Annotated in this window: 20 protein-coding genes; 12 read left to right on the top strand and 8 right to left on the bottom strand. The window is 43.8% G+C overall.

Annotation, left to right across the window (positions count from 1 at the left end; translation table 11 throughout):
• Nucleotides 1-46 precede the first annotated feature (46 nt).
• Nucleotides 47-2104 (top strand): hypothetical protein, encoded by a 2058-nt coding sequence (locus NMG48_RS21440; RefSeq protein WP_271253417.1) that lies wholly within the window; start codon nucleotides 47-49, stop codon nucleotides 2102-2104.
• On the opposite strand, the gene NMG48_RS21435 is transcribed toward NMG48_RS21440, so the two are convergent.
• Nucleotides 2101-3837, bottom strand: a complete 1737-nt coding sequence (locus NMG48_RS21435) for an ATP-binding protein (RefSeq protein ID WP_271253416.1) — start codon at nucleotides 3835-3837, stop codon at nucleotides 2101-2103. The genes NMG48_RS21440 and NMG48_RS21435 overlap by 4 nt on opposite strands.
• Before the next feature lie 119 nt (nucleotides 3838-3956).
• Nucleotides 3957-4388, bottom strand: coding sequence for a DUF3024 domain-containing protein (locus NMG48_RS21430; RefSeq protein WP_271253415.1), 432 nt, complete (start codon nucleotides 4386-4388; stop codon nucleotides 3957-3959).
• A gap of 125 nt (nucleotides 4389-4513) precedes the next feature.
• On the opposite strand from NMG48_RS21430, the gene NMG48_RS21425 reads away from it, so the two are divergent.
• A complete protein-coding gene (locus tag NMG48_RS21425; protein WP_271253414.1) occupies nucleotides 4514-5290 on the top strand; it encodes an ankyrin repeat domain-containing protein in 777 nt (258 codons plus the stop codon).
• Between the two features lie 52 nt (nucleotides 5291-5342).
• Nucleotides 5343-6632 (top strand): adenosylhomocysteinase, encoded by a 1290-nt coding sequence (ahcY, locus tag NMG48_RS21420; RefSeq protein ID WP_271253413.1) that lies wholly within the window; start codon nucleotides 5343-5345, stop codon nucleotides 6630-6632.
• Nucleotides 6633-6806: 174 nt separating this feature from the next.
• On the opposite strand, the gene NMG48_RS21415 is transcribed toward ahcY, so the two are convergent.
• Nucleotides 6807-7778: an integron integrase gene (locus tag NMG48_RS21415; protein ID WP_271253412.1), complete on the bottom strand. Its 972-nt coding sequence runs from the start codon at nucleotides 7776-7778 to the stop codon at nucleotides 6807-6809.
• 328 nt (nucleotides 7779-8106) lie between these two features.
• Between NMG48_RS21415 and NMG48_RS21410 the strand changes: the two genes are divergently transcribed.
• The 3 genes from NMG48_RS21410 to NMG48_RS21400 are packed head-to-tail and all read left to right on the top strand — an operon-like array spanning nucleotide 8107 to nucleotide 10004.
• A complete protein-coding gene (locus NMG48_RS21410; RefSeq protein ID WP_271253411.1) occupies nucleotides 8107-8511 on the top strand; it encodes a hypothetical protein in 405 nt (134 codons plus the stop codon).
• 9 nt (nucleotides 8512-8520) lie between these two features.
• Entirely contained in the window at nucleotides 8521-9075 is a 555-nt protein-coding gene (locus NMG48_RS21405) for a hypothetical protein (protein WP_271253410.1), read from the top strand.
• Nucleotides 9072-10004 carry a DUF6895 family protein gene (locus NMG48_RS21400; protein WP_271253409.1) on the top strand — a complete coding sequence of 311 codons (933 nt, stop codon included), beginning with the start codon at nucleotides 9072-9074 and terminating at the stop codon, nucleotides 10002-10004. The genes NMG48_RS21405 and NMG48_RS21400 overlap by 4 nt, the downstream gene beginning before the upstream one ends.
• Before the next feature lie 198 nt (nucleotides 10005-10202).
• Here NMG48_RS21400 and NMG48_RS21395 read toward each other — a convergent pair whose 3' ends face one another.
• From NMG48_RS21395 to map, 3 genes are read right to left on the bottom strand one after another with little or no spacing between them, the layout of a single operon-like run.
• Nucleotides 10203-11357 (bottom strand): LysM peptidoglycan-binding domain-containing protein, encoded by a 1155-nt coding sequence (locus NMG48_RS21395; protein ID WP_271253408.1) that lies wholly within the window; start codon nucleotides 11355-11357, stop codon nucleotides 10203-10205.
• Nucleotides 11358-11406: 49 nt separating this feature from the next.
• The gene (locus NMG48_RS21390; protein ID WP_271253407.1) at nucleotides 11407-12084 is read right to left on the bottom strand and encodes an SDR family oxidoreductase; all 678 of its coding nucleotides are present in this window, start codon (nucleotides 12082-12084) and stop codon (nucleotides 11407-11409) included.
• Nucleotides 12085-12138: 54 nt separating this feature from the next.
• On the bottom strand, nucleotides 12139-12984 hold the full coding sequence (gene map, locus NMG48_RS21385; RefSeq protein WP_271253406.1) for a type I methionyl aminopeptidase: 846 nt from the start codon (nucleotides 12982-12984) through the stop codon (nucleotides 12139-12141).
• Between the two features lie 157 nt (nucleotides 12985-13141).
• Here map and NMG48_RS21380 point away from each other — a divergent pair, with 157 nt between their 5' ends.
• From NMG48_RS21380 to NMG48_RS21370, 3 genes are all read left to right on the top strand, one after another.
• A complete protein-coding gene (locus NMG48_RS21380; protein WP_271253405.1) occupies nucleotides 13142-14638 on the top strand; it encodes a type IV pilus twitching motility protein PilT in 1497 nt (498 codons plus the stop codon).
• A 139-nt stretch (nucleotides 14639-14777) separates the two neighbouring features.
• Nucleotides 14778-16709 carry a tRNA uridine-5-carboxymethylaminomethyl(34) synthesis enzyme MnmG gene (mnmG, locus tag NMG48_RS21375; RefSeq protein ID WP_271253404.1) on the top strand — a complete coding sequence of 644 codons (1932 nt, stop codon included), beginning with the start codon at nucleotides 14778-14780 and terminating at the stop codon, nucleotides 16707-16709.
• A 56-nt stretch (nucleotides 16710-16765) separates the two neighbouring features.
• Nucleotides 16766-18226, top strand: a complete 1461-nt coding sequence (locus NMG48_RS21370; RefSeq protein WP_271253403.1) for a GGDEF domain-containing protein — start codon at nucleotides 16766-16768, stop codon at nucleotides 18224-18226.
• Here NMG48_RS21370 and NMG48_RS21365 read toward each other — a convergent pair.
• Together NMG48_RS21365 and NMG48_RS21360 are read right to left on the bottom strand one after the other, a co-directional pair.
• Nucleotides 18223-19179: an AEC family transporter gene (locus NMG48_RS21365; RefSeq protein ID WP_271253402.1), complete on the bottom strand. Its 957-nt coding sequence runs from the start codon at nucleotides 19177-19179 to the stop codon at nucleotides 18223-18225. The genes NMG48_RS21370 and NMG48_RS21365 overlap by 4 nt on opposite strands.
• Nucleotides 19166-20995 (bottom strand): N-acetylmuramoyl-L-alanine amidase, encoded by a 1830-nt coding sequence (locus NMG48_RS21360; RefSeq protein WP_271253401.1) that lies wholly within the window; start codon nucleotides 20993-20995, stop codon nucleotides 19166-19168. The genes NMG48_RS21365 and NMG48_RS21360 overlap by 14 nt, the downstream gene beginning before the upstream one ends.
• 331 nt (nucleotides 20996-21326) lie before the next feature.
• Here NMG48_RS21360 and NMG48_RS21355 point away from each other — a divergent pair, with 331 nt between their 5' ends.
• The 3 genes from NMG48_RS21355 to NMG48_RS21345 all read left to right on the top strand — a co-directional run bounded on the left by NMG48_RS21355 (nucleotide 21327) and on the right by NMG48_RS21345 (nucleotide 23542).
• Entirely contained in the window at nucleotides 21327-22268 is a 942-nt protein-coding gene (locus NMG48_RS21355; RefSeq protein WP_271253400.1) for an NAD-dependent epimerase/dehydratase family protein, read from the top strand.
• A gap of 388 nt (nucleotides 22269-22656) precedes the next feature.
• Nucleotides 22657-23088 (top strand): hypothetical protein, encoded by a 432-nt coding sequence (locus tag NMG48_RS21350; RefSeq protein WP_271253399.1) that lies wholly within the window; start codon nucleotides 22657-22659, stop codon nucleotides 23086-23088.
• Between the two features lie 34 nt (nucleotides 23089-23122).
• Nucleotides 23123-23542 carry a hypothetical protein gene (locus NMG48_RS21345; RefSeq protein WP_271253398.1) on the top strand — a complete coding sequence of 140 codons (420 nt, stop codon included), beginning with the start codon at nucleotides 23123-23125 and terminating at the stop codon, nucleotides 23540-23542.
• The last annotated feature ends 373 nt before the right edge of the window (nucleotides 23543-23915 follow it).

The raw sequence follows: 23915 nt of genomic DNA, 5'->3' as shown, positions 1-23915 counted from the left end.
CTTAGAATAGAATTGTGCGAAGCACAATTCTATTCTAAAAGGGATCATGGCTAATTTGTGGATTGAGGGTGGTAGTCGTAGCGGCAAAACTGAGCGCATGATTCAGCAATTTTGTCATTGGTCGGAAACTGAGTTTGCTCAACAGATTAACCCTCAGGCTGCCTCTCAAAAAGTTTTGGTTTTAGCCGTTGATTCACGACAAAGGCAGAATTTAAGCGATCGCCTAATACTCGCAACTCATGGGCAATATCCTGTCACGGCTGCTACACCCCTCAGCTTTTTTCGTGATGAAGTGCGCCTGTTTTGGACATTATTAGTACAGAAATTAGATTTAAAAGCGCAGTTCCCTTTGCTATTGCGTGTTGAGAATGAACAGGAATTAGCTGATCAAGTATGGAAGTCTCGAATTGAGACTGGAACTTTGAGAATGGAGGGTGTGGGGCGAGAACGTCTTGTGCGGCGATTACTAGATTTATTTCTGTTGGCTGCCTATGCAGTACGCGATATTGATGAAATACCTACAATCTTGAACGCAGGTATTGAGACTAATTTGCTTATAAACTCTGATGAGGCGGAGTCTAGTATAGAAACCAATGACATATTAGAACAGTGGCAAGAGATAGGGGAAGCGTTGCAGGAATGGCGAAAATATTGCTGGGAAAGGGGATTACTAACCTATGGGATTATTACGGATTTATTTGCCCATCACTTACTTCCTAATCCTCAATATCAGCGTAAACTCAAACAGAGATTTGGCTATGTCATGATCGATCGCGCCGATGAAATGCCAGCGATCGCCTGTGATTTAAGTAAGTTCTTGCTGAAAAATAATGCTCAAGGAATCTTTACCTTTAATCCTGATGGTTCCGCAAGGTTAGGTTTGGGAGCTGATCCTAACTATTGGCAGGAAATCAAAGCGGAATGCGAAGTGATTCAACTTTCTCATTCTCAAAATACCTTAGGTTATGAGATTGCCGAATCTGTTCTATCGATTGTCAATGAGCCAATTTTGCAATTTATAGAACCTTATGAAACTGTGCGCTCGATTGAATCAGTTTCCCGTGCCAAGTTGTTCCGAAATGTCGTTGATATGATTGCTTTGGCGATCGCCTCTGGAGAAGTCAAGGCTAGTGATATCGCCATTATTGCCCCCGGATTAGATAATATTGCTAACTATGCGATCGCTGAAATTCTCCGTAAAAAAGAAATTAATATTCTCCCCCTCAACGACCAGCGCCCACTATCCCATTCAGCTCAAGTGCGATCTCTTCTCACATTGATCACTTTGGGCTATCCCAATCTTGGTAAACTTGTCAGCCGTGATCACATTGCCGAGATGTTAGTGGTACTGACGGAAGCGATCGATCCCGTAAGGGCGGGAATGCTTGCAAATTATTGTTTTGTTCCTCATCCTGAAAATCCCCACTTGCTCGCTGCCGAAACCTATAACCAATGGAATCGCCTTGGCTATGAAGCTACTCAAGCCTATACAAAATTGTGTCAATGGCTAGAACAACAGTCTCCTAAGGATGCACCCCTTCTATTTATCGATCGCGCTATTCAATCCTTTTTTAAACCGCGTAAACTCAGTTACGAGCATACCGCCACATTGCAAGCATTGATTGAAACTGCTCAGTATTATTGGCAATTAGGATATCGTCTCGATTTGGAAGAGTCGATAATTCTCGAAAATTTTATTCAGCTAATCCGCCAAGGTACTGTTACCGCCAATCCCTATGCGCCTAACCTACCTGAAGATAGTGTTGTTCTGGCTACGATTTTTCAATATCGCATGGCAAGACTTTCCCATCGTTGGCAATTTTGGCTGGATGCTAGCTCTGATCTGTGGTTACAGGGTGGCTCGGCAGCTCTATTTGCTGCACCCTTATTCCTCAAGGGCTGGAATGGTGAAAAGTGGACAGTTGAATCGCAGAATCAAGCTGATATGCAGAGATTGCAAAGGTTACTCAGAGATTTACTTGATCGCACAGATGATCGCCTCTATCTCTGTCACAGTGAGTTGAGTACTAATGGACAAATTCAAAATGGTGTATTAATTCCATTAATTGAAATTAGTAGTACAGTTGGCGTTGAGTCTATTTAAAGCCGCTTAACTTTACTTTTGAGAATCTTCTCCTCAACTTCATTGATTTGCACCTCGCGCAATCGCGTTGCATAGGCAGGAAAAGGGAAACCAACTAGCAAAGGTGATGGAACTTCGGGTTGGTGGATAAACATACTGCCAGACTTTAAAAGAAGCGATCGCTTCCGACAGGCTCCTGTTAAAAAGTTATATTCAGGACGCTCTACCTCGGCAGAATCAAGACGACCAACGACGCGCACGGCGGCTTGACCAACGACACGACGCTCAACTTCTGAAGCCGTTTGTTGTGCTCCAATTAAGATAATGCCTAGCGATCGCCCTCGTTCAGCAATTTCCACTAACAAATCTTTGATCGGGCTACGACCTTCCTTGGGGGCGTATTTATTCAATTCATCAAGCACGATAAAGACAACGGGATATTGTCCGCGCTTTTCCTTTTCCATGAACAGCTTTTGTAGCAATACACCCACCACAAACTTTTGTGCTTTGCTACCGAGTTTGTTGATATCCGCGATCGTTAATTGATATTCCGCCGCCAGAGGATCGAGCTTATACTTTTGTAACTCCTCCGCAGGGAGATCGCCACGCACCAGATGTCCCATTTCATCGGCAATCCCCCACATCCGACGGGTGAGCGCCTCGGCTGTCGCAGGAGCATTACGCCCTAGCCATTTTTGATCGGGATTCTCTACCAACTTATCTTCGAGAAATTCAATCAAATCTCGAAAGTTTTCCACTTTATCCTTGCCATCTTCGCCATAGCTATCATCTAGATCGAGACTCGTTCTCGGCAAAAATCCTAACTTCTTATCATATTTGTCATTATCCGCAGCTAATCTCGCTAAGCGTTCCTCGACAATACTCGCTAAAAAGCCAATATTTCCTCGCTCTAGGTCATCACCTGCAAACAAGAACCGAAATAGGCGATCGCGACAAAATTCACGCATCCCCCACACATAGGCGGAAATATTATCGGAACGTTGATCGAGATGGGGTTCGATTTCCTGTGTGTTTTTCTTAGGCGCAACGCAAAACCTAACATCACGGAATGGCTCTACGGGCAGATCGAGAATGTGATAGCTTGCCCGATCCTCTTCCCGCATTTTGTTATTGGGCTTATCTAAGAAGAATAAATCTTCTCCCTTAACGTTAAAAATTAGCGCCTTCGTATTCGCTCTCTTAGAACCTAGTGCTGCCGAATTGAAAATGGAATGGAGAATAAACAGGGCAAAGGAAGTCTTTGTCGCTACGCCTGATATGCCCGAAATATTAACATGAGCGCCCTTTGTGCCATCGATAAATTCGTAATTCAAATAGGCGGGACTACCATTTCGCATAATTCCTGCGGAGATGCGCTGCTCCATGCCATCAAAATTCAGCGCAAAGCGAAGATTCTCATCTTCGGCTAAATAGACGGCATCGCTAGGTTGTGGTGGTAAATATTCTTCTGGCTCGATGCGGGTGACTTGGATATGGGCGGCATAGGAGACATTTACGGGCATACTGCCAGTGGTAACGAGAAATGTATCCGTATCAAATTGGGTTCCTTCATGAATAGTTCGCACATGATCGACGACACCATAGAAGTTGACGACACCTTTTTTATCGGGGCGATCGGTTTTTACTTGCACGACATCATCCAGACGTAGGACTTTGCCATCACTTACCGCCACCCAAAACTCAAGGGGGGTCGCATCTTTGGTTCCCAAGATATATCCAATCGGCTCGATCATGTCACTATGTTCTACATTATTTCCCAAGTATATAGCGCTTTCCCAACAAGTGAGGTACAGAGGATTGTTTCCTTCCTCACCTTTGATGGCGGAAACAGGCAACTATGAGAGAAAGCAAACTAAAACGGACGTAAATGCGGTAGAGTTTGCAATGCTTCAAGGCATTGTTCTAGGGTGACATCTTGCATAAATTCCCAAAACTTTTCTGTGTGGCGCATGTAAGCAACATTAAAGCGATCGCTTCCCATATACTCAAATCGAGAAAACTTGTGCTCAGATGAAGAATCTTCACCTGTCAAGGGGTTTTTATATTTATAGGTTCCACAAATGTAAAAGTAATTGCGATACCACTTGCCAAAAATATCTGCCAAGTGCATGAGCTTGCCTTCGGGGGATGGCGGATGAATGCAATTAGGTTTGAGATCGTTGTCAATAACTTCTTGAAAACGCTCCTGTACTAATTTTTTCAGAGCTTCGGGTATTTTAGGACTTGGCTCTTTTTTAGGAGAATATACCCATCCATAGTTTGATCTTGATTTCGATCTTGCCATTTCTCGAAGTCCTCTCTAAATCTTTGTTTTAAACGTGATAATGATCGTTTTTAAGTTTAATTATTTTAGCCGACTACCTGTTCAGAGGCTAAATTTAAAATACTTGCATCAACATCATTTTGATAATGAAATCAACTTCTTCGGTCTTACTAGCGATCGTGATCGCTACCACATTTTCCACAAGAGCTGCTGAGGCTCTACCGAAACTCAGTCTACAGAAAACGCAAAGTAATCAGACTCTAAACTCACCCTTAACTAAGCAGTCTCAAACAAGCCCAGTCTATTCCGTTCCACAGAATGCGATTCTACTGGAAGCGGTTAAGAATGAGGATTTGGATTTAGCTAAATTGGCTTTATCTCGAAACGCTGATCCTAATACTCTTGATAAAAATGAGGAAGAAGCCTTAAACGGTAGAGCTATTTTACAAATTGTGGCTGAGAACAATAGTCTGGAAATTGCCAAACTATTAATTGCCTATGGGGCAAATGTGAATGGCAATCCCAAATATACCTATATTGGCGGTACTCCCTTATCTACAGCCGCAGCTATGGGGCATCTGGAAATCGTGAAACTGTTAGTTAATAAAGGAGCCAAACTGGAGCTGGCAGCCGATGGCGGATATACGGCTCTTGATGAAGCGATCGCTGAAAATCGGGCTGAGGTGGTGCAATTTTTATTAGAACGCGGTATGAACCCTAACTATTATGTGGAGGGATATACGCCGCTTTATGATGCTGCTAGCCGTGGATATACAAATATTGTCCGTCTGCTGATCAAACATGGTGCGGATGTCAATTTTGGTAATAGCTTTGCGAAACCCTTAGCGATCGCCATTAAAAAAAGCCATCTCGAAATTATTGACATCTTAAAAAAAGCAGGGGCAAGATCCGCAACTCTGTGATGGGGATTAGCATATAATGAGGTTAAATTTTGTAAAAAATTCAACTCAATACATGACCACTACCATTGCGCCCGAAACCGTGACCGTTAAGCACGAGATTAAGGACATCACTCTTGCACCTCTAGGCAAACAACGCATCGAATGGGCTAGCCGCGAAATGCCCGTATTACGTCAAATTCGCGATCGCTTTGCTGCCGAAAAGCCCCTTGCAGGTATCCGCATCGCCGCTTGCTGCCACGTCACCACCGAAACCGCAAACCTTGCGATCGCCCTCAAAGCGGCTGGCGCAGATGCCGTATTGATCGCCAGCAATCCTCTTTCGACTCAAGATGACGTTGCTGCTTCCTTGGTTTACGATCACGGGATTTCGGTATTTGCAATCAAAGGTGAAGATAACGCTACATACCATCGTCACGTTGAACTTGCCCTTGCCCACCGTCCTCACATCATCGTTGATGATGGTAGCGACGTAACCACCACCTTGGTACTACACCACGCCGATCAAATTCCTGAAATCATCGGTACTACCGAAGAAACCACCACAGGTTTAGTTCGCCTCAATGCCATGTTCAAGGATGGCAAGTTGACCTTCCCTGCGATCGCTGTTAATGACGCAGAAACCAAGCATTTCTTTGATAACCGTTACGGTACTGGTCAATCCACCCTCGACGGGATCATCCGCGCTACCAATATCCTATTAGCAGGTAAAGTAATCGTCGTCGCTGGCTATGGCTGGTGCGGTAAGGGCGTTGCATTGCGTGCTAAGGGCTTAGGCGCAAACGTAGTTGTTACCGAAATCAACCCTGTTGCCGCGATCGAAGCCGCAATGGATGGATTCCGCGTGATGCCTATGTCGGAAGCAGCTAAGGTTGGCGATATCTTCATCACCGTCACTGGTAACAAGCATGTTATCCGTCGCGAACATTTTGAAAACATGAAAGATGGTGCGATCGTGGCTAACTCTGGTCACTTCGATCTAGAAATCGACCTCGTTGCGCTTAACGATCTCAGCGAATCGGCAAGCTTTGTGCGTAACTTCACTCAAGAGTACAAGCTGAAGTCTGGCAAGTCGGTCATCGTCATCGGTGAAGGTCGCTTAGTTAATCTTGCGGCTGCCGAAGGCCATCCTGCTAGTGTAATGGACATGAGCTTCGCAAACCAAGCTCTTGCCTGTGAATTCCTCGTTAAGAACAAGGGCAAGTTGCCTGCTGGTGTTGTGCCAATTCCTAAGGACATTGACCAAGAGATTGCACGTTTGAAGTTGCAAGCAATGGGCATCACTATTGACACCCTCACTCCTGAGCAAGTCCACTATCTCAATTCTTGGACAGAAGGAACATAAATCAATAAAGTCAACGAAAAGGGAGCGCTTAGCGCTCCCTTTTCTGTCATTGCAATACTTCGCTATAGCGGTTTTCATTTTGCCGTAGGCAAAATGAAAACTCAAAACTCTTAATGGGACTGATTTTTTGTTTTCAAATGAGTGTGTACTCATTTGAAAACCGCTATACTTCCTTTAGAAATCGAGGGGGCTAATTACATCTTTCCCACCACGATTTAGCACATGGGTGTAAATCATCGTTGTCTTCACATCCTTGTGTCCCAGTAATTCTTGCACCGTGCGAATGTCATAGCCATTCTGTAACAAATGCGTGGCAAAGCTGTGACGAAAGGTATGACAGCCAACTCGTTTTTCGATCTTGGCGGACTTTACAGCTTGTTTTAATGCCTTTTGGATACCAGTTTCATGAATATGATAGCGGCACATTAATTCACTATGGGGATCTTTAGCGATCGTGCTAGAAGGAAATACATATTGCCAAATCCATTCTTTTGATGCATTGGGATATTTTTCGTTCAAAGTAAATGGTAAATTCACTTCACCATAACCTCTAGCTAGGTCTTGTTGATGAGTACGTTTAACAATTTGTAAATGTTCTTGAAGTTGTTCTATCACATTGCGAGGTAACATCGTAACTCGGCTTTCCATGCCTTTGCTATCACGGACAATTATTTGTTGCTGAGCAAAGTCCAGATCCTTCACGCGCAGTTGTAGCGCCTCATTTAATCGTAATCCCGAACCATATAGTAACTTAGCAATAATCTGATAAGTACCTGTAAGATTATTTAAGATTTCTAAAATTTCTGCAACAGTTAAGACTGTCGGTAAGTTACGGGGACGCTTTGCCCTTACTGCATCAAGGTTAAGACCTAACTCAAGTTCTAAGACTTCTCGATATAGAAACAAAATAGCGCTCAAGGCTTGATTTTGCGTTGATGCAGCAACGTTTTCATTGACTGCCAAATGGGTCAAAAAGTCATTGACTTCATCGCCGCCCATCTCGCTAGGATGCCGCTTGTTGTGAAACAAAATAAACCGTCTGATCCACTGCACATAGGTTTCTTCGGTGCGGGAGGAATAATGCTTAATCCGTATGCGATCCCTGACTCTATCTAGCAATTTCCGAGGTTGTAGCTCAGTTTGCATAAATGAAATAATGAAGCAACTAGCCTAAATAATACATGATATCGTCGGGCTAACACGCCATTTAGGTGATTAGGCAGAATTTTTCTGTATAACATCCCTTATAAGGTAAATAGACAGAATTTTTCTGCATAACGTCCCTTATAGGGGATATAGACAGAAATTTGACTTTCAGCCTATATCCCCTATAGTCAGATTAGACAGAAATTTTCCGTCTAATACATAGTTAGGCATACTTTCTTAACGTAGAGGGCGTAACATCAATTTCTGTTAACTGATCTGACCAGGTTTCGTTAGGTGAGTATGATTTCAGATAAATGGTTATATCTAAGTGAGGTTTCCCATGAATGACAATATGTCTGAAAAAGTTCAGCTTCGGTCTGCTCTTCGTTCCAAGGTTTCTCACTATGTCGCTCTTGGTAACGAAGATAGTGTTTTCATTAACTTTGATCTAGATAGAGTACCGATGACTGAGGAACAGCGAAGAACTGTTCTAAAGCTTTTTAGTCAAAATCCAGTTTTGGTCGTTACGGATGAGGAGCATCGCCACAGTCAAGAGAGAGGTATGAATGGTCCTGCGAGTCAATATTTAACCACTGATGAGTTTGAAAGCATTCGAGAGCTTGGTGTTCGGCTAGGCACACGAGGAGAACTCGTCGCAACTGTATGTGATTTCTGCTTGCACTGTGTAAAGCTGGAGGCATTGCCAGCTAGGTTGAATAATTTACCATCCTAGAAGATGCCTATGGTTACCCGCAGATGTATAGGATCAAGCAGGAAAGATCCTTCAAAAAGAATTTTTAAGCAACTCCTGTCGTCCAAGCAACTCCTGTCGTCTAACTCCGAACTTCGGAAGCTTGAGATAGAAATTGATTCAATGATTCTGGCTAGGCGAATTGGGCAAGCCAAAGTTATTGATTGTGATATTAGCTTAGTTGCACCGTCTAGTTGTATTCAGTACTTTGAGTTGCTGCTTGTTACAGAGGAACATGGCATGCAGATCGAAGTTTTTCCCACAGAGCTTGGCTCATTTCTTGCTTCGCGCCTTAACCTATGTGGGTTCGAGTTTACATGCGGTGCTGTTGAATGTATGTATGCGCTATCTGATGCAGCAAAAACGCTATCATCTGTTGATATTTTGCGCTGGCAGTTTGTCCTTTCAAAATTTATGAGATCAGGTTCTTGGACTAGTTCGGCAGCGCAACTACTCCGCCAAACTAAAATTGTTTTGGAAACTCTATCGAAGCTTTCAAGGTGCATAGATTTGGAATGGGAGAGAACAGTGCTTCAAGTGAAATGAACGATTCCCTAGTGTTTGATTCGTTCCTAAAAAGGAGTTTGTTGCTTGGGTTGGCATGGGTTAGCAGCCAATTGCAGGAGTTTTCGATCAATCGTGGACGACAGGTAGTATCTTCCGAGCAAGATATTACACGAATAAAACCAATTTCAGAGCTGGCACTTACCGTTTGGCTCCTCAAGCGATGTGGAGTTCAACTGCCTATACTCGATGAGATAGCTAAATGGATGTGGCAGGAGTGCGATCATGGTCAGTACTTAACTCACCTTCTACTGGCAAGAAACGACTTTCTTCCCTGCTGTGCGTTCTATGCATCTTTGTACAAACTCGGATACCGCTCGAAGAGGTTGCATGCCGTCCTCAAAATGTTATCTCAATCTGACATGGCAAAAGTGTTGCCACTGCAACCTTGGTCCCATCTTGCGCTCTATTACAATTTGTGGCAGCTTGGTTTGTCTAAACGACCAACTACTTGGCGTGCTAGTCTCTACGTCGAAGCATGTCCAGAACCATGGGTTGTATCTGCAGAAGTTGCATACGCAATCACCCATGAAGTTTTTTATCTATCGGATTTTGGGTTTCGTCCGCTTCGAAGTCAGCGTATTATCTCCTATTTAAGAATATGGATTCCGTATTGGACTAATGTCTTTATTTCTGATTGCAACAATGATGTTGCAGGGGAACTCGCTATGATTTGGAGCTGTGTTGGTAGCGGCTTTTGCAGCTCTTTTGAACATCCATTGGTTGCTGTGCTTGAAAATCAATGTGAAGATGGCTCTGTTACTGGGCCAGATGGAGCAGGAACTTTCTTATACACTGACAAAGACTCACCACAGCGGCGTAAGTTTCTTGCTTGTTACCATACAACACTTGTTATCATGATGGCTGCCGCAATGGCACTTCGTATCAACAGTATATCTAAGCAGCAATAGCTGTATCTACCTTGTGATCGTATGCCCAACAATTCAAATGCAGCGGACAATTGAGAGCCGTTGGTGCTGAGTCGCTGATTTGAGTCGTTAGGCTAAAATTTCCTAAGCAGTCTGATCGCCGATCGCGTAGAGCGAGTTAATCCAATGTAAAAGTGTGTTTGAGAAGTTTAGCTTTGCAATAAATTGTAGGCTAAGAGCTTAAACTCTTACTTGGCGATTAGAACGGAACGAAAACCTTTGCGGTGAGAGATTGCCAGTGGAGATCGCCTTTCTAATTGACTCAGCACGTTCCCGTGATTTGGTCATCGCATTTGCTCCACCATAGGTTTCACGCAAAATCAAATAATTTTGAATGATTAAAGCCTCATTATCGCCAGAACCTTGAGCAATCTGAGCAGCCGTTAACCCCGATCGCGCGATCGCATCCGCCACACAACCAATCACATGACTAGGGCGATTGACATGGTGATCAAGTAACAGAGCAGCGGCAAACTCGGAGGTGAGTAACTGCGAAAGCGCAAATCCCTGCAACGTCTGGGAGGGTCGAAAATAGAACTGATCGAGTCGAGAAATTGCATGGAGAACTTGGACTGACTGCACTAACGCATCCATACCTGCGATCGCAAAACGTAATGCCCAAATCGGTTGACGCATAATGTTTTTATCCGCAGCGTTAACAAGTTGTTTGCCATTGAGGGAAAGCCAACCCGTCACGCCATCCATTGATATGGTATCTACGCCAAACTGTCCAAAATAATACTGAAACTCCGTAGGATACCGTCTTTTTAAATTACTCAACAAAGCAGGTAACTCACCAGCTTGTCCTGCGGAGCCTAATGTCCATTGAAAGATACCAAAACTCAAATATTGATTGTCCCAAGTATTAATGGCATCGAGACTTCCTTCATTAGCAGACGTTACCAACATCACATTGATTTCTGAGGGACTCATTTGCAACTGTTGCAGCAACCCAGAGCCATAGATAATGAAATCACGCAGCTTAAAAATGCCGAACCGATACAGTCCCAGATCCTTAGTTTTGGCAAATCGCTCCTGCTGACCAGTATTGAGCAAATTTGCGATCAGATCACTGCCTACCGTCGTAAAGGAAATCGCAATCTTATTGTGCGGATAAACTCCCTGCAAGGTATTTCGCACCATCGCCACTTCAGGATTTTGGGCGATCGGTGGTGTAGCAGGATTAGGAATCAGTAAGCGCTGACCAATTTGCAAACTTGCAGGATTCGTAATGTTATTAATCCTTGCAATCTCGCGCCAATCTCCATTTGTGCCCAAAAATCGCCTAGCTATATTAGAAAGTGTGTCTCCAGCTTGGACAATATATTCCTGCATGGCTGCCTCACTGTATTTTTAACAAAGCGAGCAAGCTCACTCTATTAGCTTAAAAATTGAACGTCTCAAACTCTACTGGCTTAAAGAGCATATTGCGATCGATCGCTGAAAAAACTTTATGATTCGTTTTCTCTGAATTTACACATTTGCAGACCAGCTTAGCAACATCCGCACGGTGAATAATCCCCGATATCGTAGGATCTTCCGTAAGCACAGCATTACCCGTCGCTGGCTCCGATTTTAGCCCTCCTGGACGAATAATCGTGTAGGTCAAGCCACTTGCCACGAGATGCTGCTCCGCCTTTTCCTTTTCCTTGAGAATTGCCCCTAAGGTTGCTAAAACCTGCGGCGCTAAGGCAACCACACTATTGCCACTACCAATCGAAGAAACGAGAATAAATTTCTGAACTCCTGCCTTCACAGCTAGATCGATCAGATTTTTATTGCCTTCACAATCTGCTCTTTCGCCGCGATCGCTAGGCAGACCACCCATCGTCGTAATCACGATATCGACATCTCCTGCTTTCGCGATCGCCGCTTCTAGTTCCGCAGCATTGAGCGCATCACCAAAGACAACCTTTGCCCCTAGAGCTTCTAGCTCCACCGCATAGGTCGGATTGCGTAAAAGGACAGTTAAATTTACCGATGGTGGTTCATTTTCCAGCAAAAGCTTGGCAACTTCTCGCCCAACGCCGCGACTCGAACCTGCTAAAAAAATATTCTGCATAATCTTGAGTTTTACTAATCCCAAAACGCTGCGTTGCAGCGCCTTGGAAATGGTTTAGATTTTGTTGCGATCGGTAAAAATTTCATAGCCAGTCTCAGTCACCAAAACCGTATGTTCAAACTGAGCCGAAAGCTGATTGTCCACCGTTACAGCCGTCCACTTATCAGCCAAAATCCTGACTCGTTTGGTTCCCGCATTCAAAATTGGCTCGATCGCTAAGGTCATCCCCGGACGAAAACGCACATTAGGCAATTGATGGGTACGGAAATTAAATACCGATGGCTCTTCATGGAGATTCCGACCAACACCATGTCCCGTAAAGTCTTCAACGATCGCAAAACCATTAGCCTTGACATGATCCTCGATCGCCCCAGCCAAATCGAGCATACAGTTACCGGGTTTGACCTGCTCAATACCCTTATATAGTGCTTCCTCAGCTACGCGCATCAACTTAGCTGCCTTTTCGCTAATTGTGCCTACACCCACCGTGATGCAAGAATCTCCATGAAACCCATTTTTAAAAGCACCAGTATCGATCTTGACCAGATCACCTAGCTTAATTACCTTTTTGGCGTTAGGAATACCATGAACGACTTCGTGATTGATACTAGAGCAAATGCTGGCAGGAAAACCGCAATATCCTTTAAAACTAGGGACAGCACCCATTTCCCGAATACGTTTCTCGGCATAAGCATCGAGATCCATCGTCGTCATACCGGGGGCAATGATTTGGGAAATCTCCTTAAGTACCGTAGCGACAATGCGAGATGATTCACGCATATAGTCCAACTCACGTTGCGACTTGATTTCAATACCTTTAGTTTGCTTAGGGGCTGCTTGCTTAGAAGCTTTTTTGCTTTCTGCGCTCGGTTTTGATCGCAGGGCACTAAGAATATTCATTAATTATTTGAGGATAGTATTTACAACAGCTAATATATTTTTAGCCTATGAGGTAACAGGATTGGTTATTTTTAGGTCAAATCGCACAATTTGACTAGCAAAACTCTCATTACTAAGCCTGCTGCCTAACCAAAATGTTTAAGAACGAGGTTCAACTATGACGCAATCTGGGATGCCTCCCGTACCGCCACCTTCCTCTGGGGGTGGTGTACCACAACAGCCACGTAATCCCGCCGCACCACCACCCGCCCAGCAGCGTGTCGCTCCTCCCAACAATCCTCAAATACCTCCTAATCCCGCAGCTCAGCAGCGTGTTGCTCCCACTGCTCAAGGAGCTGCTGGTCAAGTGCGTGCAGTTCCAAATCCCGCTCAACAGCAGGCTGCACAGCAAGCTCAACTACAACAGGCTCAACTACAAGCAAAGCAAGCTCAGGTGGCAGCAGCAGCACGCCAAGCCCAAATGGCAATCCCCACAGATACCCAGATTACAAGCGTTCCCCCTCCTCCTAACCCCCGCCCTCCAATTCGGCCAGGTCCACCTCCCAACCTACCAAATCTAGGTGTACCAGCGATTTTACAGCGTAGTTCAGGGCAACCCACCCTTGCTCAAATTGTCAAGGATGCTTATGAGCAAGGATGCTCCGATATTCATGCTGGTGTAAATGAACCAGTACGTTTTCGGAGTCGTGGCTTGATGGTGACACAGGAGCAATATCCCGTTCCCGACAAGCAAACCTTTGATACATGGCTGACCGAAATTATGGATGATAAACAAATCCAGCAATTTCGCGACACCTTAGAATTTGATGGTGCAACCCAGTACGACTTTGCCCGTTGTCGGATTAATGTCTTTGATTCGTTACGGGGATCTGCAATGGTTTTGCGACTGATCCCCCTCAAGATTCTGTCCATCGATCAACTTGGTTTACCTGAGGTATTCCGTGAACTTTGTTACACCCATAAGGGTTTGATCCTTGTCACAGGTCCTACTGGTTCAGGGAAGTCTACGACCCTAGCGGCAATGGTGGACTTCATCAATACGGAAATGCAGAAGCACTTAATTTCCATCGAAGACCCCATTGAATTTGTCCACCAAAGTAAAAAAGCGCTGATCAAACAACGGGAAGTAGGTATTCATACTCTCAAGTTCGATAATGCACTCAAGGCAGCTTTGCGTGAAGATCCCGATATCATTCTGATTGGGGAAATGCGCGACAAAGAAACTGTGAACACAGCACTGAAAGCTGCACAAACTGGTCACTTAGTATTCGGAACGCTGCACACTAATAGCGCAGTTAAAACCATTGAGCGGATTCTGAATCTCTATGAACCTGAACAACAGGGACCAATGCGAATTCAGGTGGCGGAATCCTTGGTGGGTGTTATTGCTCAGTCGCTGGTACGAACTACCGATGGCAAGCGTGCAGCTGTTCATGAAATCATGATCAATACCGATGCGGTGCGTGACTATATCAAACGTGGTGAAGTAGACGAGATTGAGGCAATCATTCCTAAATGTACCTATGAGGGAATGGTCAATATGAACCAGTCTCTCTATAAGCTCTATGAGGATGGACGCATTACGGAAGAAACTGCCGTAGAGAACTCGCCGAAGCCCAACGAAATGGCGCAAATGTTGCGTGGTCGTATGTAGCTTTGATGTAGATAGCTCTTGTGCTAACCACGTAACGGATAGCACAACCCTATGAAGCACTGTGCAAAGCACGGTGCTTCATCGTATATTTAGGGGTTTTAGGCTAGAATAATGTTTTGTTGGTCAGGTCTGTCAGGCAATGAGCGAGATAAAGAATTCGATTAATTTAGCTAATCAAGTCCAGTTTCTAGACGAATTTGAAGTCGTCGTCGTTGGTGCAGGTCATGCAGGTTGTGAAGCTGCCCTTGCTTCAGCGAGAATGGGATGCAAGACTTTACTCCTCACCCTCAACCTCGATCGCATTGCATGGCAACCCTGTAATCCCGCCGTTGGGGGCCCTGCTAAATCACAACTCGTCCATGAAGTCGATGCCCTCGGTGGCGAAATTGGCAAAATCACCGATCGCACCTATTTACAAAAAAGAATTCTCAATAGTTCGCGGGGTCCCGCAGTATGGGCTTTGCGAGCGCAGACCGATAAGCGCGAATATGCCGCCGAAATGAAGCAGGTGGTAGAAAATGAACCAAATCTCTCGGTGCGTGAGGGAACGGTCATTAATGTTTTATTAGATGCCAATCAAGGGATTTATGGTGTTGAAACTCAATTTGGTGTCGGCTATGGCTGTAAAGCAGTCATTTTAACGACAGGTACATTTCTCAATGGCAAGATCTGGGTGGGAAATCGCTCTATGTCCGCAGGCCGGGCAGGCGAATTTGCAGTCACAGGACTTACTGAAACCCTGAATGCCTTGGGCTTTGTCACCGATCGCTTAAAAACGGGAACACCTGCGCGAGTCGATCGCCGCAGTGTAGACTATAGCAAAATGGAAGTTCAGCCATCGGATGAAGAACAGAACTGGTTTAGTTTTGATCCTTCGGCATGGGTGGAACGGGAGCAGATGAACTGCTATTTAACGCGCACCACTGCGGAAACCCATCGCATCATTCGCGAAAATCTGCATCTTACGCCTGTGTATGGAGGTTTCATCGATGCTAAGGGCCCCCGCTACTGTCCCAGCATCGAAGATAAGATTGTCCGTTTTGCGGATAAAGAGAGCCATCAGATTTTTATCGAACCCGAAGGGAGGACTATTCCTGAGCTGTATATTCAAGGATTCTCCACGGGAATGCCTGAAAATATTCAACTGCAAATGTTGCGGACTCTCCCCGGATTAGAGAATTGTCAGATGCTCCGTGCAGCCTATGCGGTGGAATATGACTATATTCCTGCGACACAGTGTTATCCCACTTTGATGACCAAATTGATTGAAGGGCTATTTTGTGCGGGTCAGATTAATGGAACTACGGGTTATGAAGAAGCTGCCGCACAAGGACTCATTGCAGGGATGAATGCTGCTCTCTATGCGAAAGGGAAAGAGATGGTGGTATTGCCTCGCGCCAGTAGCTATATCGGTACGCTCATCGACGATCTATGTACAAAGGAATTGCGCGAACCCTATCGGATGTTGACGAGCCGTTCTGAATATCGCTTGATTTTGCGATCAGACAATGCCGATCGCCGCCTGACACCCATCGGTCGTGAAATCGGACTAGTCGATGATCGCCGTTGGCAAATGTTCTGTGACAAGCAAGAGCGTGTCCATGCGGAAGTGCAACGTCTCAATGAAACTCGCGTCAAGGAAAAGGATGAACTCGGTCAAAGGATTACTGCTGAGACTGGTGAAGTAATTCGTGGGGCAATTACCCTCTCTGACCTATTGCGTCGTCCTAAGTTTAACTATGCGGAGTTAATTCACTATGGCTTAGCCGATGACAATTTGAATCGCTTTGAACGTCTTGCCGCCGAAATTGAAGTAAAGTATGTCGGCTATATCCAGCGTCAAGAGCATCAGATTGAGGAAGTTGCCAAACATAGCGATCGCAAGCTGCCACCAGATATTGATTACAATGCGATCGAGACTCTTTCTAAAGAATCAAGAGAAAAGCTCAGTAAAATTCGACCCATGACGATTGGACAAGCAAGTCGCATTGGTGGTGTAAACCCTGCGGATGTTAATGCCTTACTTGTTTATCTAGAGATTCAACATCGCCTTGCCAGCAAAACAAAATAGAAGCAAATAGAAAAGACGCGCTATGCACGTCTTTTCTATTTGAAAAACAATTAAAAATGAGCGGACTGATCGCTCTATTTACTAAATCATCACCAACGATGCGTAAATATATTTCCTTGAGATTTTGTGTCAATTTCGGTGCAGGTCTTTTACTGGTACTGGGATTAACGGTGATGTTTGGTTGGTATACAGGCTCACATCAATTAATTCAGCTCAATCCCCGATTTGTACCCATGCAATTTAATACATCGTTGGGTTTTATTGGTGCTAGTCTTGCACTCATGGGACTAAATAATCAATATAGGAAAGTATCCCTGTATATCGGGATATTGTTGGTATTGCTGGGTGGTTTAACCCTAACCCAACAAATTTTAGGAGTGAATTTCTATATTGATGAATTGTTTATGGAACATTACATCGTCACTGACACTTCACAACCCGGACGTATGGCTCCTAATACTGCTCTGGCATTCCTGCTCAGTGGCATTTCGCTCTTAGTCATGTCAGTCAAAAATATTAACCTCAACCAATATTTGGTTGGGAGTGTATTGGGAGCCTTAACAATGGGGTTAGGTAGTGTTGCTTTTTTGGGATATTTGTCCCATGTGGAAACAGCCTATGGGTGGGGAAAACTCACAAAGATGGCGCTCCATACTTCCGTTGGCTTTATGGCGACTGGGCTGATGCTGATGCTCGAAGCTCGCTATTTAAGTTTGCAGATTAAGCAAAAATTGCCAATTCTATTTTTACCCCTGAGTCTCATTGTTTTAGGTTTTACGATTACGATTTGTCTTTGGCAAGCACTTTATTCTTCGCAGTTGTATGTGATGACCAGATATGGGATTACCACTTCCAATTTTGTTGCTGAAGGTATTTTGATTTTTGGAGGAATCTTCTCAATTGTAATTGCGATCGCTGTGTGGTTAGCGTCTAGATCCTATGAGCAGTTACAAGCACTGCGACTTGCCCAAGCAGAAATTTTGGAGTTGAATCAACAATTAGAAACACTATCCTATATCGACAGCTTAACCGAAATCCCTAATCGTCGAGCCTTCAATATTGCGATCGATAGAGAATTAGGACGCGCCTATCGCCATAAGCATTCCCTTGCATTGATTCTGTTTGATGTCGATTATTTCAAAAGCTATAACGATCATTATGGGCATCTGGCGGGCGATCATTGTCTTCAAGTGGTTGCCCATACGATTAACAACATGGCTAAGCGCAAAACTGATATGGCAGCAAGGTATGGGGGCGAAGAATTTGTACTGTTACTACCCGAAGCCAATTTGACTGATGCCGAAAAACTTGTGGGAATTACTCTCAAGGCGATCGCTGATTTAAAGATTCCTCACGCCTACTCACAGGCTAGTCCCTATGTGACAGTCAGCGCGGGTATTTGTGCTTGTATTCCTCAATATGAAACCACTGTCAATGATCTCATTCAAATAGCCGATCAAGGACTATATGCAGCCAAATCTAGGGGCAGAGCTTGTTTTGTAGCGATCGCCAATTAACCAAAAAAGATGATCCAAATCGGTAGCATTAAAAATAAACCAATGAAGGAGAAGGCGATCGTGCTAATTAGCAAATCGCGATCAAGGTTATAGACTTCCGCCAGAATTAATACCGATAGCCCTGTAGGGGTTCCTGACATCAGGGTGAGGATTAAACGCGGATCATGTCTTAAGCCAAAAGCAGTCGAGCCTAAACCGATCGCTAAAGGCACGATCGCCACTCGCAAAAAAGCGGCGATCGCCGCAGGTTTGAGGCTTTCCCATTTCTCGATTTTGCCAAGGCGTAAACCGACGAGAGACAATGCAAAGGCGATCGTCACCCATACTCCAGCATCTAGCCCCGACTCGATCGCTGCGGGTAAACCAATGGGGCGAGTATACCAGCCGATCGCAAAAGCCCATAGACTTGGAACCGTGGCTACATCGAGCAACAATTTCCACCAAGGTGGCTTGACCTCGCTCTTCCCAAAATAGCTAGCAATAAATACGGCAATCCCATAATTTCCCGCCACATTACTAGCAATGCTATACAAAACCGCCCAATCGGCATAGCTAGAACTCGCAAGGGAATTAGTCAGCGTCAAGCCCACAAAGCCCGTATTACCAAGCATCGTCGCCAAAATGAAGCTGCCCAAACTAGAGCGATCGCTATGTTCCTGCTTGGCAAATTGCCAACCGATGAGGGCTAGTAGCCAACTAAGCACTAAAGCGGCGATCGCCACATAGGGAATGTAGGGTGTATCCGAAAACTGCGTATGTCTAGCAAGGACAAATAGTTGTAATGGGACTCCTATCCAATAGAGACCAACTCCAAGAAATTTAGAAGTATTGATTGGCGCGAATCGGGAAATTAATAAACCAACCCCTGTCCATAGAAGCAAAGGAATATATGCATTGATCAGATCACCAAAATGGAAGATAGACCAGAAGTCATCAGGATTAGTTAGCAGCATTCAGCATCCATTCGGTAATACCATCAGCAAGGGTTTTGGCAAGCAACTTTTGCTGCTGCGGATCGATAATCCATTCAAATTCATCGGGATTGATCATAAAACCTAATTCTAGAAGTACTGCTGGTGTAACCGTAGAACGAACTAATGCTAAGTTATTCCAGTAAACGCCATATTCACGGCGATGCAGCTTTTGGGAAACATAGTTATGGATAAACTTAGCGAAGTCCTGAGACTGTGGATTGTACCAAAAAGCCCCAATTCCTGATGTATTAATCGCATCACCATTATCGGGCAAGGCATTGTAATGCAGGCTGATGGAGACCGTTGGTTCCTCCTGTTCGATTTTGGCAACTCTGGGGGCTAAATCTAGATCAATATCATCGGTACGAGTCATTACTACCTTCGCCCCACGATTTTGCAATTCCTCTTGCAGGAGTTTGGAAACAATCAGGGTGACATCCTTTTCAGGATATCCCGTTGGACCTCGTGAGCCTAAGTCTTCATTACCACCATGTCCTGCATCTAAGAGGATTTTCATGCCATTGAGAGGTTGAGGTTCTTTATTTGCAGTAGAGAGAACTGGTGGATGCTTGAGAGAAACAATCAGATTTGTACCTTGATAACGAACCTTATAACCCCATTGCTGTTTTGGTTTGAGGCCAATTGTATAGGTGACTTTATCAGGATCAGACTGCAACCATTCCAATTTATTGATGATGGATTCGGGGACAATGGAAATAGTGTCAGTTTGAGACGTGACGTTATATAGAGTCAATGTAAAGGTGCGATCGCCTTGACTGACAGAAATCGGGACGTTGCATTCCAGGGGAACAACGATCTCTGTCCAAATATTCTGCGGATCGTATTTATCGATCGCTATCCTTGTACTAATTCCGCGCACTAGCGATCGCGGCTGTGTGTCAGTATCAAATACTTTCACAAAGCGTTCTCTCACCCAGCCACCATAATCGAGCCGCAGCCATTCCCCCTGTTTGCCTGTGACTAGAGCTTTAACGCCTTGGGGTAAGGGAGTAAGGCGCGAAAAGTCAGTACTTGCACCAGTTCTGGCATCCGCAGTTGCCGTAATTTCGGCAATCTGGAGTTTTTTCGGCGAGAGAATTTCGACGGAGCCTTGCGCTTTTTGTTTAACAATGCGATCGCCTAGGCGCATTTCATATTCAGGCTGACCAAGTTGGCTAGGCGTTTCAAAGGTAGCGCAGCCACGGAAATAACCTGAAGGCGATTCGGCACTAGCTGCGTTATTCCCTGTTAGTACCGATGAATTCGGGGGTAGTTGAATATTACGGCGGCGAGGTAAGAGAGGAATTTCGCGATCGCCAATTCTAGCGACAACTTGGGCATTAGGTGTGGCGATCGCATCAAAGCAAATTCTTTCATTGGGCTGTCGCGCAATATTGACAGCAGGGAATAGAGAATTTCCGATAAAGCCTATGTCCTTGGGCGGTAAGGTAATTCTTGATTCCCGCACAACCTTCACTGTGATTTCCTTGTCACTATTGCGATCGCCCGTAGGATTGGTGTACTTGAGCTGAAAAATATTTTCACCAATCCGAAGCGGCAAACTTGGGGCGAAATGCCCTGCGTTACTCCGTGATATCACCTTGCCGTTAATACTGACCTGACCATCCTTGGGGGCAGTACCAATAAAAAATAGGCGATCGTCGGTGGTGGTATGTTGTAACGGCGGATAGGTGAGATGTAGTTGTGTGGGTGGGATAAAGTTTTGGGCGCTTGTTGCGGTAGCAATAAAAAAGCTCAACATCCCAATTAGAAAAATTCCTATCTGTCGCCGCATAATTCCTAGTGCTTATCTAAAAATAGAGATCTAACGCATCGCTATTTAATACTATCCCCATAAGTAAGTCGCTAGGCTTAATTATTTGTAGGATGCGTTAGTGCAACGTAACGCATCCATTAGTTAAAGATGATGGGTTACGCGATCGCTAACCCATCCTACATTTAATTCCAACAGCCTACTAGGCAGTCACAATTAAAATTTGCCCGCGAAGTGGACGAATCCGCTTCTTAGAGTTCATTAAGCAGATGGACTTAGCAGAATCTACAGCACAAAACGCTATATTCTGAATTTAGTAAATTTCAAGAAAACTAATTAAATTAATTCAAAAATGAAAATTTTAGTAATGGGTGGCACAAGATTTATTGGTGTGTCACTGGTCAAATTGTTGGTTGATCAAGGACATGAAGTAACCCTCTTTAACCGTGGTAAAAAGCCTTCACCCGTTGCAGGACTCCGCACAATTATTGGCGATCGCACTGATCCCCAACAACTACGCGACAAACTTAGTGGCGAATCCTTCGAGGCAATTTTTGATAACAATGGGCGTGAACTTAGCGATACCCAGCCCCTCGTCGAAATTTTTCGCGATCGCCTCCAGCATTTTGTCTATATGAGTTCGGCAGGTGTCTATCTTGATAGTGACATCCTGCCCTACCACGAAACCGATGCCGTTGATCCCAAGAGTCGTCACAAGGGCAAGCTCGATACAGAATCATATTTGCAACAAGTCCGTGCCGAATCTGGCTTTCCCTATACTTCCATTCGCCCCACTTACATTTATGGCCCCAGAAACTACAACGATGTAGAAGCTTGGTTCTTTGATCGCATTGTGCGCGATCTCCCGATTCCGATCCCCGGCAATGGCAAGTTTATTACCCAGCTTGGTCATGTTGCAGATCTTGCTAGTGCTATGGCAGCAGTCCTAGGCAATCAAAAAGCGATCGGCGAAATTTACAATATTTCCGATACGCGCTATGTTACCTTTATCGGACTTGCCAAACAATGTGCGATCGCCGCAGGCAAAGATCCTAGCTCATTGAATTTTGTCTATTACAATCCTAAGGATTTTGACTTTGGCAAAAAGAAAGCATTTCCTTTCCGTCTCCAACATTTCTTTGCCTCCGTCACCAAGGCAACCCAAGATCTCAACTGGCAGCCCAATTACGATCTATTATCTGGCTTAAAAACTTCCTTCGAGCAGGACTATCTCCCATCAAATCGTCATCAAGCTGACATCGATTTTTCAACAGATGAACAAATCTTGAGATAGATAAAGCAATTTAGAAAATTAAAGAGAATTCTGTTACAAATTGCCACAACTCTCTTTGGGTATACTATCCGTAGTTTTATAAGTGGAAAAAAGCAAGAATCGATTACCGATTCTTGCTTTTTCTTGCCATTGCACTGTGAGAAGTACAGTGCAACTGACTTATACCGAACTCACGTTCATTGAGGATTTCTATAAGAAAAAATAGAACCAAAAGCTGTGGCGCACGCGCAGCTTGCGCCACAGCTTTTAGGGTTTATATTTAATTGTGTCCAGCTACTTATCTGTGTTTATGCTTAGATTAAAGAGATATGTATATTTTATGTTTTAAGATTCTATAAGCTCCTATTTCAAGCAGATATTTTTTGCTTTGTATTTTGAAACTATGAAGATGAAACCTATAGCTTATGATGCAATTATTTATTTAATTATTTTATTCTTAGGATGTCTATCTGGGGGGGTTCTCCTTGCTGCCTATAACGCGAACCAGTTGATTTGGCTAGGCAACTATCTAGTTACACTGAGGTTAGTACAAACAGGCAGCTCTTCAATTAGTTTGGCGATCGCTTGGCTATCTGTATGGTTTTGGGCTAGTGTATTTATATGGGCAAAGCCCTCTAAACTTATACAAACTGATGGACCAACTACTGCTCTATGGTTACTTTTATCTTGGACAATAGCCATTAGCATAGTTTTTTTGTTAGGGTTTGCTAACCAGAGAATGTCAAAATTAGGGCTAACTAAAAACCAATCTAAATATGGATTAGTAGTAATTGTCTGGGCAGCAATGATACTTGGTTGGAGTATATACCAATGGCTTTAATACAAATTTAATCAGATTAGTTAATAATTGTTTTATGGATAGACCTATTAGAAATTATAACGATAGGGATGCTAACTACTACATGCATCAAATTCCTATTGGTATTCTAGACAAACTAAGTGAGGAAGAAAGAGAAAATATAAAATCAGTAATCAATACTGCTATTCCTCGACCTGCACCAAAGTTGATTGATTTACGCTTTATTATCGATCTAGTTTTTGCTCGCTATTTTGTTGTTTTATTGATCGGTAGAGATATTCGTAAACAACAAAGGCAATATCAAGTTAATGGAATCACCAAAATTGCTAATATCATTGTGGCAATTTTATTGATTATTGCTATGAGTCTCCTGATCAGCTCAGTAACAATTTTAATTGTTTATCTTGTTAAATCTTCATTAGGTATAGATATAATGCCTGGTCATATTACTAACGTTTTATTCCCTAAGAAATAACTATAAAATTTTAGTTTTTATTTATTGTAAACTCGGTTATAAAAATATTGATTATAGGACGAATTATTGAAACTAAAATATTCTACAGATATTCAAAAACTGGTCAATAAATTGCGTAAATTATCCTAATTTTTTACATATAAAAGTTGTTAATCTGGATCGATATTATAGCTAAATATAAGGATTTTTAAATAAGCTGTAAGTTTTCTTGAATCTCTTTCTGTAATGAATGAAAGTTATTCACAGTCTTAAATTTATTGAGATATATTCCTCTTACCAACTTTAAAATAGAAAAGGAGTATGATTAGCAAGTATTAGAAAGTGCGGTATGCTTCTAAAATGTTAGGTATCGTAGCTTCTAAGTTGTCGTTGC

The organism is Pseudanabaena sp. Chao 1811, from assembly GCF_027942295.1.
GTDB lineage: Bacteria > Cyanobacteriota > Cyanobacteriia > Pseudanabaenales > Pseudanabaenaceae > Pseudanabaena.
This window is presented reverse-complemented; position numbering and strand designations above follow the sequence as displayed.

Bases quoted from the DNA above. Each gene is read 5' to 3' on its own strand.
- NMG48_RS21440 (WP_271253417.1), top strand. From the start codon at position 47: ATGGCTAATTTGTGGATTGAGGGTGGTAGTCGTAGCGGCAAAACTGAG.
- NMG48_RS21435 (WP_271253416.1), bottom strand. From the start codon at position 3,837: ATGATCGAGCCGATTGGATATATCTTGGGAACCAAAGATGCGACCCCC.
- NMG48_RS21430 (WP_271253415.1), bottom strand. From the start codon at position 4,388: ATGGCAAGATCGAAATCAAGATCAAACTATGGATGGGTATATTCTCCT.
- NMG48_RS21425 (WP_271253414.1), top strand. From the start codon at position 4,514: ATGAAATCAACTTCTTCGGTCTTACTAGCGATCGTGATCGCTACCACA.
- ahcY (WP_271253413.1), top strand. From the start codon at position 5,343: ATGACCACTACCATTGCGCCCGAAACCGTGACCGTTAAGCACGAGATT.
- NMG48_RS21415 (WP_271253412.1), bottom strand. From the start codon at position 7,778: ATGCAAACTGAGCTACAACCTCGGAAATTGCTAGATAGAGTCAGGGAT.
- NMG48_RS21405 (WP_271253410.1), top strand. From the start codon at position 8,521: ATGGTTACCCGCAGATGTATAGGATCAAGCAGGAAAGATCCTTCAAAA.
- NMG48_RS21400 (WP_271253409.1), top strand. From the start codon at position 9,072: ATGAACGATTCCCTAGTGTTTGATTCGTTCCTAAAAAGGAGTTTGTTG.
- NMG48_RS21395 (WP_271253408.1), bottom strand. From the start codon at position 11,357: ATGCAGGAATATATTGTCCAAGCTGGAGACACACTTTCTAATATAGCT.
- NMG48_RS21390 (WP_271253407.1), bottom strand. From the start codon at position 12,084: ATGCAGAATATTTTTTTAGCAGGTTCGAGTCGCGGCGTTGGGCGAGAA.
- map (WP_271253406.1), bottom strand. From the start codon at position 12,984: ATGAATATTCTTAGTGCCCTGCGATCAAAACCGAGCGCAGAAAGCAAA.
- NMG48_RS21380 (WP_271253405.1), top strand. From the start codon at position 13,142: ATGACGCAATCTGGGATGCCTCCCGTACCGCCACCTTCCTCTGGGGGT.
- mnmG (WP_271253404.1), top strand. From the start codon at position 14,778: ATGAGCGAGATAAAGAATTCGATTAATTTAGCTAATCAAGTCCAGTTT.
- NMG48_RS21370 (WP_271253403.1), top strand. From the start codon at position 16,766: ATGAGCGGACTGATCGCTCTATTTACTAAATCATCACCAACGATGCGT.
- NMG48_RS21365 (WP_271253402.1), bottom strand. From the start codon at position 19,179: ATGCTGCTAACTAATCCTGATGACTTCTGGTCTATCTTCCATTTTGGT.
- NMG48_RS21360 (WP_271253401.1), bottom strand. From the start codon at position 20,995: ATGCGGCGACAGATAGGAATTTTTCTAATTGGGATGTTGAGCTTTTTT.
- NMG48_RS21355 (WP_271253400.1), top strand. From the start codon at position 21,327: ATGAAAATTTTAGTAATGGGTGGCACAAGATTTATTGGTGTGTCACTG.
- NMG48_RS21350 (WP_271253399.1), top strand. From the start codon at position 22,657: ATGAAACCTATAGCTTATGATGCAATTATTTATTTAATTATTTTATTC.
- NMG48_RS21345 (WP_271253398.1), top strand. From the start codon at position 23,123: ATGGATAGACCTATTAGAAATTATAACGATAGGGATGCTAACTACTAC.